The sequence below is a fragment of the Pseudovibrio sp. POLY-S9 genome (genome assembly GCF_001431305.1).
Classification (GTDB): Bacteria; Pseudomonadota; Alphaproteobacteria; order Rhizobiales; family Stappiaceae; genus Pseudovibrio.
This window is the reverse complement of the sequence record NZ_LCWX01000260.1, coordinates 165,361-174,419: the sequence shown is the minus strand read 5'-3', so window position 1 is coordinate 174,419 and position 9,059 is coordinate 165,361. Positions and strand designations below refer to the sequence as shown.

Genomic DNA, 9,059 nt, shown 5'->3' with positions numbered 1-9,059 from the left:
TGGCAGCGCAGAGCCAATGCGGGCATCGGTTAAATCACCGCTCTCACTGGTCAGTGAGACTTGCTGACCAATCGAAGGCGGATTGTGGGTCTTATTGGCGCCGCTTGCCGGCTCGGTCCAGGGTAGCCAGCCCGTTAGCATGGGAGTATCTGAATCTGTCAGCCTGACCCGTGCTTTGCCTTTGGCCGCATCAACTTCAGAAATCACCCCTTCCCGCGTGCGCGAAGCAAGCCGCCGTTTGATCTCGGCAACCTCAAAATGCAGTTCAGCAATTAAGTCTGGCAGGTCCTGCGACATTGCGCGTGCTCCAAGTTACTGGGAACCGGCGCTGACTATGCTCTCCGGTGGGTCATTGGAAAAAACAGCTGAAGGATTGAGCGCAGATGCATTGGTCAGTTTTAGGGCATCCGCTTCAAGGCCAGATAGCCCATGAAGGAAGGAAAGCCGGTCATCCTGCTCCCGACCGTTCCAGGCAAGCAAACCTTGCAAGCGCTCACATTGCTGCGGATCACTTTCAGCAAGCTTTGTTAGAAACCGGCTCCAAATCCCAGTCTCAGGCAGTGCTATTCCTGGAACAGGGTCTGCAACCAACTCAACGGTTAGCCGCAACTGACCACTCACCAACCGCACCCCATCACGGGCATTGCCATGGCGCAGCTCTTCACAAGTTCGAAAGTCTGGAGCAAATCCCTTAAACAACTCAGACCAAGGGTTTTGAGGATCAAGAAGAGCGAACTTGATTTGCCGCGTTAAGGCATCAAGAAAGAACTCAAAGTTGGGGCTGGTTGCCGGAACCTCCAGACCAACCACAACACTTTCACCCTTATCATTGGTCTGGGTCATCGCGGCTGTAATGCCGAAATTAAAGACCAAATCCAGATAGCCGTTGTTGCGCAATGAGCGGCCATTCAGCTCGCCCGATTTGGAAACATCGGTATAAACGGCAATAAAAGGGCCTTCCTCATCGGTGCGCAAACTTCCATCGCTGCTCACCTGAAGCGCTGCCACCTTGCTATCAAGGATGTTGGTGCCCACCAGCGTTCCAGCCGCTTTGAGCGCCTCCACTGCGCAGTGGCGCAATGCAATTCGGGCAAGAGACATTAGGCTTCTCCGAGTTCAAGAATAATGCGGGAGGCACCGCGATCAGAAACATCAAGGACTTCAAACCACGGGAGGCCAGCGCGGGAAAGCGCTTGCACCTTGTCCCCGGTCTTGGGCATAGGTCCGCCATAGTCAGAGCGGGAAAGCTCCAAGAAAGATGGCTCTGCAGAAAGGATAGTGCGTTCTTTTTTAGATCCCTTGGAAAGGTTGAACACATGCCCGGCGCCACACCGCAAAACCGCATCTACTGCTACATTCTCGCGGGAAGGATCGCTGCGCTGTTCACCATCAAGGAAAGCCAGTAGAACTGGCTCTCCCATGACGTCATCCACCGCATTGGTGAGTTCGGCCCGAAGGTCATCAAGCTCAGACATGATCAGGCATCACTAACTCCGCTGGTGCCGGTCTGGTCCTCAGGCTTCGTGCCACCAGAACCATCACCGGCTCCAGTGCCAGTAGACAGATCCTGAGCTGGCTTGCCGCTCTGAGAACCAGAGTTTGCAGGAGCTTCCTGCGACTTCTTCGTCTTCTCAGGCACATAAGCAAACCCCTCTGCAATCAGATGATCTGCATAGCTTTCGGGCGCAAGAAAGGGTTTGTCGCGATCCTGGCGAAAGTCTTCATCCTTCCCCATTGATTTGCCGCTCAAAACGCTAGAGCTATAAAGAGAAATTCTCTTCTTCTTCGACATAGACGTACTCCAAAAGCCCGGCGACAAAACGCTGCTGCCAGACCTTTCAATGAGATGTTGTTAGGAGGAGTTTTAAAGCGTCAGCTTTCGAAGAGCTGCCGGCTGCGTACAAAGCGAAATGGCGTTGGTCTGTATTTCCAATGACACCCCTTTGCCATTGGCCTGCGGATACTGTTTTGCGTATCGCGGCAGGCCAGGAGTGTTCACGGTCTCAATGTAATCAGCTGGTGCAAAGCGCGTGATAAACAGCCCAGGAACGCCAACGGGCACAACCCGCGCCTCATCATGGGCAATGTAGGCACCGCCAGCATTAGCACTGGCGCCAGCGCCTGTCTTATAACGCTCAAACGTGAAGCTGCCGACTGTAAAGGTGTCAGGCACAGCCTGACGAAGCTGAGCTGCTCCTGATGTAGCAAGGAACGTTTCGCGGATACGCTTGTGGCCCCAAAGCTTCAGATGAAACTCACGCCCCGTATAAACGTGAAAACCATCATAAAACGCATCCAGGCTGTCTTCGATCGAATGCTGAACATCAACGGCGAGGAGTTCATCCACCTTGGCATCTTCGTTACCCAGATTCAAAGAAATGGCGGGAGGGACAGCAATATCAAAGCGCGAGTAAAGATTGTGCAGTGTTGCACCGGATCTGGACTTTACCAAGCCCTTAATCGCCCCAACACGCTGATGCTCAATCGTCATATCACAATCATCAAGATGGCGATCCAACTTAGATTTCACCCGGTCCAAAACTTGCTCAACTTCGTTTTCACTGCCGAAGGCTGGCACATTTTGAACTTCATCAGCCCTCACCGCATCATCGCGCTGATAATGGTCCACCTGAAACGGAACCAACTTGCGATCTTCATCACTTGTTGTCTCACCGGGACCGCCTCGTGCCGAAGGCTCAATCAGTCCCAGCTTCCCATCTTTAAGCTCAACTGAAACCAGTGTGGTCGTTACACTGTCTTCTTCAAACAAACCGGATTTGCTGATTTGTCTAGGCCGATAAGGCATTTGGTTCACAGTTGCTGTCAGGCTTTGAACTGAGAAAGCATCGTCATTAAAAATATCTAGTCCTGGCATTATCGCTGCTCCTATCGAACTTTGATGAAAGCAGCAGCCAGCTGCTCATGTTTGGCGGAAATCTTTGCGGCAGCAGCAACACTTCCGTCAAAGATCAGCAGGTCAGACTTCACTTCAGCCAAACCATTGACCACCAGGGCATCTGCTGGACCTGAGGCAGTTGCTGTCTTAACTGCCAGAATGGCGGTTGCTGTTTCAGCGCCTTCCTTCCCGGCTTCTTCAGCTGCTGGTGACATGACGTACTCGCCATTTTCAGTAACCTTGCCAAGCACTGTTCCAGCTTCCAAAGTGCCCTGCCCTTCGGCAAGAGTGATTGTATCCACGCTCAAGTTTCCATGAGCAGCGGATAGCAAAAAGGCCCAGTTACGGGCCCCTTGAACTTTCGTTTCCATGTTGTGCAATCCTTATGCCTGCTTGCGTGCGGCAAAAATGTCGGCGCGGTTGAGAGTTGCGGCTGTGGTGGTCTTTTGAGAGCCGTAATTGCTGGCTTGACTGCTTGAACGAAGTCGCTCTTGTTCGTAAGTGCTGGCCTGCGTACTGGGTACATCCTCCTGAGGCTTTTCAGTTCCCTCTGCTTTAGGGGCTTTGGCAAGCACCTTCTGGCCATCCTCAAAGCTTGTTGTGGTCTCAAACGCGAGGTACTTTGCAAGTTCAGTGCGTCCCACAGCTTCCTCACAATTGAGGAACTTACTGATGCGCTCACGCTCTGCTGTTGCCTCATTGGCAGCATTTGACTGCGTCTGGTCAGTGTTGGGGCTGACGGAGTTGGCATCCGCCGCAGGTTGTGTCGTCATAGGCTGTGTCTCCTGATTGACCGTCGGTTGCGCGACGAATGCTGCTGGAGAGCGCTCAGCTTTAGCGCTCCAGTTCTTTGTTTTGGAAAGTTGTTTCAAAGTGTCGGGTGCACAGTTGTAAGTGCGGTAGTCAAAGGCAGACACACTCACTGCCTGAGCAGCCTCATCAACGGTTGCAAAACCTTGAACCTGAGCTTCACTGCCATTCATCCAGGTCTCTTCAACCATCATTTGGCGCAGCTCGCCAGGTGTCTTACCGGTGACATCTGCGTATATGCCCGCAAGCTGATCAGCCTGTTTATTTAGTAGTTCACCTATCGCCTCGTGATCTGCTGCTGTGCCCCATGTTCCCCCGGATGGGTCATGGATCATCATCAATGCACCGGCGCGCATTGTGCGTTCATCACCAGCCATGGCAATGACTGAGGCAGCAGATGCAGCCATTGCGTCGATGATGACAGACACTTTGCCCTTATGCGTCTTCAGAGCATTGAAGATGGCAATACCTTCATCGGTATAGCCACCGCCTGAGTTGATCCGCGCGGTGATCGGCTCATCACGACCATGCAGAGCAAGAGCATTTAGCACTTCCAATGCTGTAAAGCCTTCATCCCAATAGTTTTCGCCAACGAACCCATAAAGAATGAGTTCGCCGTCCTGTAAAATTCCCGGCATTTTGGATATCCTTAAAGGGTGGGTTCAGCACCAGCGAACTGAGCGAGCCCGGCGGCGAAGCTTGCCGCCAGCAGCAAGGCTGCATTTGGCTTCGTACTGAGCAATCAGCTTTTGCAGCGCAAGCAGGTTGGCAGCTGAGTAGGTCACTTCATCTCGTCCAAACCGGACGGTTTCCCGGCGACCACCAGCGGCAACAACCAGCTCAATTTTGCGGAGCGCCGTTGCAACAGCACATGGCTCATCGATGGAAACCATGTCAGAACCAATTTTGACCTGATCACTCACCAGCTGTCCCATCCTTGTTGCCGTCGTTGAGCGCTGTTCCGGATGAGCTCATAGGCTCATAAGGCGAGCGCATGCCTGCAGTACGGTAGCGCTCATGCTCGGCACGGCGTTGCTCAAACAGTTCATCCTCATCAATACCCAGATCAGAACATTCCTGAGCAAGCGAAGATGTGCCATTTTCCAAACGCGTGCTGGAAGCCTTAGCGCTTTTTGCATCATCTGCCGTTGGTTTGGCTGGTCCTTGCCACTGGGCCCAGGACGCTTCTTCACGCAAAGCCGAATAGGCTTCATACCCGCCCTTGAACGGGATACGCTCTTCACCGATTTCCTCATCAAGCCAGCTCTCATAAACTGCCTGGTAAAGGGGTGCAGCTACGCGCTCCCGCCGCCTGGTCACAATCGGCCAGATGCTGGCATTTTCCATTCGAACACTGGAATATGTGGCCTTGGTATAGTCCATGGTCAGGCCACCATAGGTAATCCCAATCGCACGTGCCATTTCCCGCCCTAATGAGCTAGAGAATGGCAGATAATTGGGGCCAGGTGTGCCAGCGGTTTTAATCTCAAAATCTTCCCCCGGCGCTATATGTGACACCGTAGGGTCATTGCCCATATGAATGGAGCTTTCCGCTGACTTTTCTAAACTTCCCATGAGGTAGTCAGAAAATGCTTCTTTGTACTCGCTGCCAGACTCTGTATCCTTTATGGCTTCAATCGCTGCGAAGGCTTCTTCTGACGGCAACTCACTTTTCAAAACAGCAGCAAACAAGGTCTGCAAAAGAGCGGTCTGCAGCGTGGCATCCTCAAGCATTTCGTGCTGAATGTGCTTTCTAAAGGCAGACGCCAAAATGGAAATCCCACGTACATCACTCGCGCATGTAGGATCAAACACATGCAAGACCTGATTGCGGCCTGCCCCGTCCCGCGCCGCATACCGCTTTTTGATCGTCTGCCCGTTTCTTCCCTCTTCAATCAGATAGAAAATCGGACGGCCATTCTCATCGTGGTAGACACCCTGAAACAAGCAGTCATGTTCCAGTGTGTCCTGAACCAGCTTCTGCGGTGAGAACAGGCAGAGCTTCGTTCCGGCTTTAATGCCGTAGCGTGCCCGCTGAGCTCTGCCCATATAGTCCAGCATGCCCGTTACCTCGCCAAAGGTGATGTAGTCTCTCAAAGCACAGTCAACCAATTGTGGCAGTGTGAACTTACCGCGCATGTCACATTCTGCCTGGTTCCAAGCAAACCGCTTCCAGCGTTGCTTGACGATCCGGCTCCAATCTGCGGTCTCTTGAGCGTCATATCCTGCTGCACTTAGATCCGGTTTGGGATTAAGCAACAGCTCAGAACCAACCGTATCTGCAATAACCTGATCCACAGCGCCTTTAAGACGCCCCGAGTTTTGGATGATATCCCGCGCCAATCCGGCAGAACGCCGCCACGACAATCGGATATCATCCCGGCTATTTGTTAATGGAGCCGGACGTGTGGCCAAAACCCTGGAACGGGTATCGCGTAGGTATCGGTTGAAAGTGGATGGCGCTGTATGACTTATTCCATTCTCAGGTGGTGCTGATTTCCCGCCTCGGTTAAGCAACCGACCAAGCGCTTTTAACGGTTTCGCCATTTCTCGCGCCTCTTCCTGATACGTTGCTGCCTCTCTGCCCATCCGTTGTCATGAGCGGGAGCTGCTTTTATCTGTGATGTTTTGGTGGGAGTGCTGGCCTGGTTTACTTTGACAGCTTCAGGTGAAAGCAAGTCCAGATCCTTTGCAGGCACCAACCGCTTTCGCAGCCGCGCCCAATCATTGTCAGTGTTGGAAGTCAGGCCCAAATGCTCAGCAATCGCCATGGCGTAGATCCGGCAATCAAGGAAGTGGTTATCTTTCCGGGATTTCTTCCATTCCTCAAGCAGCCGGCCTTTCACCAGTTTCTGGTCGAAGTACTCAGCGGTGATTTGAAGAAAGTACTCTTCATCCAGCCAAACACCATAATGACAGTAACCAGGTGGATCACACTCAGCGCCAGCTGCCATGCCAGACTTATGCAAGCTGCCAAAGAACTCGTGCTTAAGGCCCCATGTTCCAACAGGCCAAAGCTGCGAGCCGCGCACCTTTACGCGCTTGCCCCGTTTGTTGACTGACTTCTTCTGCGGCAGTCCGATCGCAGGAACACCGCGCCCACCCTGCCCTTTAATGGCATAGGTATCTGGCCTTGCTCTGCACCAGCTGAGCACTTGCTCCATACGGCCACTGTCACCAGCATCCACCGCCAGACCATCCAGCCGGCGCTCCATGCCCCATGCGTCCTTAAAGTGCTGTTTGTAAAACGCATCCAGCTTGAGCCATGCCCCCGCCTTAATGTCATCGGTTGAGCCTTCTAGAAAGTGCGCATCCACGCACCAGCTCTGCCGGTCATCACCAAAGGCCACTGCCTCCACATAGATGCCGTAGTGCTGCACATCAGCGCCGGCCACAAACAACAGGCCTTCAGCCGGGATCTTGCCGCGCTCCAGTTGTTCACGCCGCTCCATAAGCCGCTCATGCTTAGGAGCATTGCCGCGCATGGCGTAAGCCTTGGCGAGCACCAGATTGGTGAAGTTCTTTTTGGCTGCTTCGCTGCGTTTTTCCGCATTGATGAAGTCCCGTGCGATATCGCCGTAACTCATCATCAGCGAGCAAAATGCATCCACATGGAAACCCGGCTGGCGTCCCTCGCCCGCCTTCAAAGCAATGAACTGCCCTTTGCGAACAGCAACTACGCGCTCAGCCTCTTTAATAGAGTGGCCACATTCCTCACAAAGGTAAGTGCTTTCCTCTGGATCTTCGCGATTTATCTGAAACCCGCTCCAGTCCTGCCGTTGCTCAAAGTCGCAGGACGGGCAGCGGATATGCCAAAACCGTTGGTCTGAGCGTTTGAAATCGCGATCGATACGACAGTGGCCTGGGCCTTCTCCGTCTTCATCGCCGCTATCATGTTCCGGGGTAGAAAGAGCAAAGATCTTATAGGACTTCTCACGGCGAAATGCGGTAAAGCGCCCAAAGAAAAGCTCTTCAGGATCACCGCCATTATCCGTCTCTTCCCACTTGGAAACCTCGTCTTTCACCCCATACTTGATTGTCTTGGAGGAAAGATCCATTTCGGAATTGGCATTGGCAAGCGACAGTGCACCCCCTGGAAACTTCTTCTCAAAGGTGGTCGAACCTTTACCGCTGCGGCTTGTAATCGGTTCAATCACCTGCTTGGATGTGCGCTTCTCCCATGCCTCAATCAAAGGCATGATCTTCATGGAATTGGTTTCTTTCAGCGCCTGATCGCCAGGCACAGCGTACAGAATATTGTCGGGTGCGTTTTCCGCCAGGTAGATGCTCCAGGAAAGCCCCAGAATGGAAACACCGGTCTGCTGAGACTTGCGAACACACACATAGTTGCAAGGATGATCAGCAGACAGACACGCCGCAATCTCCGGCAAATACGGAGCGTCTTTAGCATTCCAAAGCTCTCCTCGCCTCGGCCCGTCCACCAGCTCAATGTTCTTTGGGAGCCATTCATGGAACGGCAGCGGTTTCTTAGGGCGGATCGCCTTTGCAAGGACTCTCGTAACAAGACGAGCCGCACCGTAAACTCTTGTGTTTGCTCCTCGCAAACTTCCCAAAGTTTCCTGCATAGCTCACCTGTAATCGTTAGAGTTCCTCCTGTTGCTCCTCTGCAAGCATCAGTTCTTCTGCACTTGCTTCAGCCCCAATCATGCCCTCTGGCAGATCATCAAACTGTGGTGCTTCCTGAAAAGCAGCTTCCATTGCTTCGGCAATCTCCTCTGCAACTTCAAAGGCAGCATCCTTCAGCGCCAGGCGCAGGCCATGGACACCATCCTTGGTGACACGCGCTGCCAGGTCATCTGCCCGGTTGGGAAGCCGCGAAACAACAGATTTAATCTCGCCTCCCATTTTGGCGAGCGCATCTTCCATAAGATCGCGGCGCACCAGTGCTCCAAGCTCTTCCTGCATTGCAAGCCGGAGCCGGAGCACCTTAAGCCATGTTTCTTGACGCTTGCCCTCGTTAAGGCTTTGCGGATCAGCACCAGGCACGGGGGCTGACTGCCCTTGAGCAGGTGCTGTGGGACAAGGAGCTGCGACGACAGCTTGCACCTTGGCGGACGCCTTGAGCGGGTTCGTAAAACGAGCGCGTATGTGGTCATAGTGAGCAAGCGAGAAGCACGTAATCCGTCCGCGCCCGTCCCGCTCAACTGGTAAGCTGTGATTGTCTGCGTAGTTGCGCACGTTCTTAGAAACTGCCGATTTTGAAACTCCATCGCGATCGGCAACCTGCACAAATGTTGCCATCACCAGCGGTGCATCATCTTGCATTTGTATGCCTCCACATCTGGCAACCTTGGCAACCGGCTGCTGGCAACTCTAACAACCCTGACAACTC

The 9,059-nt window shown here is 53.2% G+C and carries 11 protein-coding genes; all 11 read right to left on the bottom strand.

Annotated elements, in window-relative coordinates; all coding sequences use genetic code 11:
- Positions 1 to 297, bottom strand: a 297-nt coding sequence (locus PPL9_RS29870; protein WP_200962390.1) for a phage baseplate assembly protein V, incomplete at its 3' end; no start/stop codon positions are given.
- Positions 298 to 312: 15 nt separating this feature from the next.
- Positions 313 to 1,101 carry a hypothetical protein gene (locus PPL9_RS29865; RefSeq protein WP_057466112.1) on the bottom strand — a complete coding sequence of 263 codons (789 nt, stop codon included), beginning with the start codon at positions 1,099 to 1,101 and terminating at the stop codon, positions 313 to 315.
- Positions 1,101 to 1,475 (bottom strand): hypothetical protein, encoded by a 375-nt coding sequence (locus PPL9_RS29860; RefSeq protein ID WP_057466111.1) that lies wholly within the window; start codon positions 1,473 to 1,475, stop codon positions 1,101 to 1,103. The genes PPL9_RS29865 and PPL9_RS29860 overlap by 1 nt, the downstream gene beginning before the upstream one ends.
- Positions 1,476 to 1,477: 2 nt before the next feature.
- Positions 1,478 to 1,792 (bottom strand): hypothetical protein, encoded by a 315-nt coding sequence (locus PPL9_RS29855; protein WP_152986871.1) that lies wholly within the window; start codon positions 1,790 to 1,792, stop codon positions 1,478 to 1,480.
- Positions 1,793 to 1,864: 72 nt separating this feature from the next.
- Entirely contained in the window at positions 1,865 to 2,875 is a 1,011-nt protein-coding gene (locus tag PPL9_RS29850; protein ID WP_057466109.1) for a major capsid protein, read from the bottom strand.
- Between the two features lie 11 nt (positions 2,876 to 2,886).
- Positions 2,887 to 3,267: a head decoration protein gene (locus PPL9_RS29845; RefSeq protein ID WP_057466108.1), complete on the bottom strand. Its 381-nt coding sequence runs from the start codon at positions 3,265 to 3,267 to the stop codon at positions 2,887 to 2,889.
- Between the two features lie 12 nt (positions 3,268 to 3,279).
- Positions 3,280 to 4,344 carry a head maturation protease, ClpP-related gene (locus tag PPL9_RS29840; protein ID WP_057466107.1) on the bottom strand — a complete coding sequence of 355 codons (1,065 nt, stop codon included), beginning with the start codon at positions 4,342 to 4,344 and terminating at the stop codon, positions 3,280 to 3,282.
- 24 nt (positions 4,345 to 4,368) lie between these two features.
- Entirely contained in the window at positions 4,369 to 4,629 is a 261-nt protein-coding gene (locus tag PPL9_RS29835; protein ID WP_161831503.1) for a hypothetical protein, read from the bottom strand.
- Positions 4,622 to 6,253, bottom strand: a complete 1,632-nt coding sequence (locus PPL9_RS29830) for a phage portal protein (protein ID WP_057466105.1) — start codon at positions 6,251 to 6,253, stop codon at positions 4,622 to 4,624. The genes PPL9_RS29835 and PPL9_RS29830 overlap by 8 nt, the downstream gene beginning before the upstream one ends.
- Positions 6,238 to 8,292, bottom strand: coding sequence for a terminase gpA endonuclease subunit (locus tag PPL9_RS29825; protein WP_057466104.1), 2,055 nt, complete (start codon positions 8,290 to 8,292; stop codon positions 6,238 to 6,240). Before PPL9_RS29825 ends, PPL9_RS29830 begins: the two co-directional genes overlap by 16 nt.
- A gap of 16 nt (positions 8,293 to 8,308) precedes the next feature.
- On the bottom strand, positions 8,309 to 8,992 hold the full coding sequence (locus PPL9_RS29820) for a hypothetical protein (protein ID WP_057466103.1): 684 nt from the start codon (positions 8,990 to 8,992) through the stop codon (positions 8,309 to 8,311).
- Between the last annotated feature and the right edge of the window lie 67 nt (positions 8,993 to 9,059).

Excerpts from the sequence above, each read along its gene's own strand:
- PPL9_RS29865 (WP_057466112.1), bottom strand. The coding sequence starts at position 1,101 with ATGTCTCTTGCCCGAATTGCATTGCGCCACTGCGCAGTGGAGGCGCTC.
- PPL9_RS29845 (WP_057466108.1), bottom strand. The coding sequence starts at position 3,267 with ATGGAAACGAAAGTTCAAGGGGCCCGTAACTGGGCCTTTTTGCTATCC.
- PPL9_RS29820 (WP_057466103.1), bottom strand. The coding sequence starts at position 8,992 with ATGCAAGATGATGCACCGCTGGTGATGGCAACATTTGTGCAGGTTGCC.
- PPL9_RS29855 (WP_152986871.1), bottom strand. The coding sequence starts at position 1,792 with ATGTCGAAGAAGAAGAGAATTTCTCTTTATAGCTCTAGCGTTTTGAGC.
- PPL9_RS29850 (WP_057466109.1), bottom strand. The coding sequence starts at position 2,875 with ATGCCAGGACTAGATATTTTTAATGACGATGCTTTCTCAGTTCAAAGC.
- PPL9_RS29860 (WP_057466111.1), bottom strand. The coding sequence starts at position 1,475 with ATGTCTGAGCTTGATGACCTTCGGGCCGAACTCACCAATGCGGTGGAT.
- PPL9_RS29840 (WP_057466107.1), bottom strand. The coding sequence starts at position 4,344 with ATGCCGGGAATTTTACAGGACGGCGAACTCATTCTTTATGGGTTCGTT.
- PPL9_RS29825 (WP_057466104.1), bottom strand. The coding sequence starts at position 8,292 with ATGCAGGAAACTTTGGGAAGTTTGCGAGGAGCAAACACAAGAGTTTAC.
- PPL9_RS29830 (WP_057466105.1), bottom strand. The coding sequence starts at position 6,253 with ATGGCGAAACCGTTAAAAGCGCTTGGTCGGTTGCTTAACCGAGGCGGG.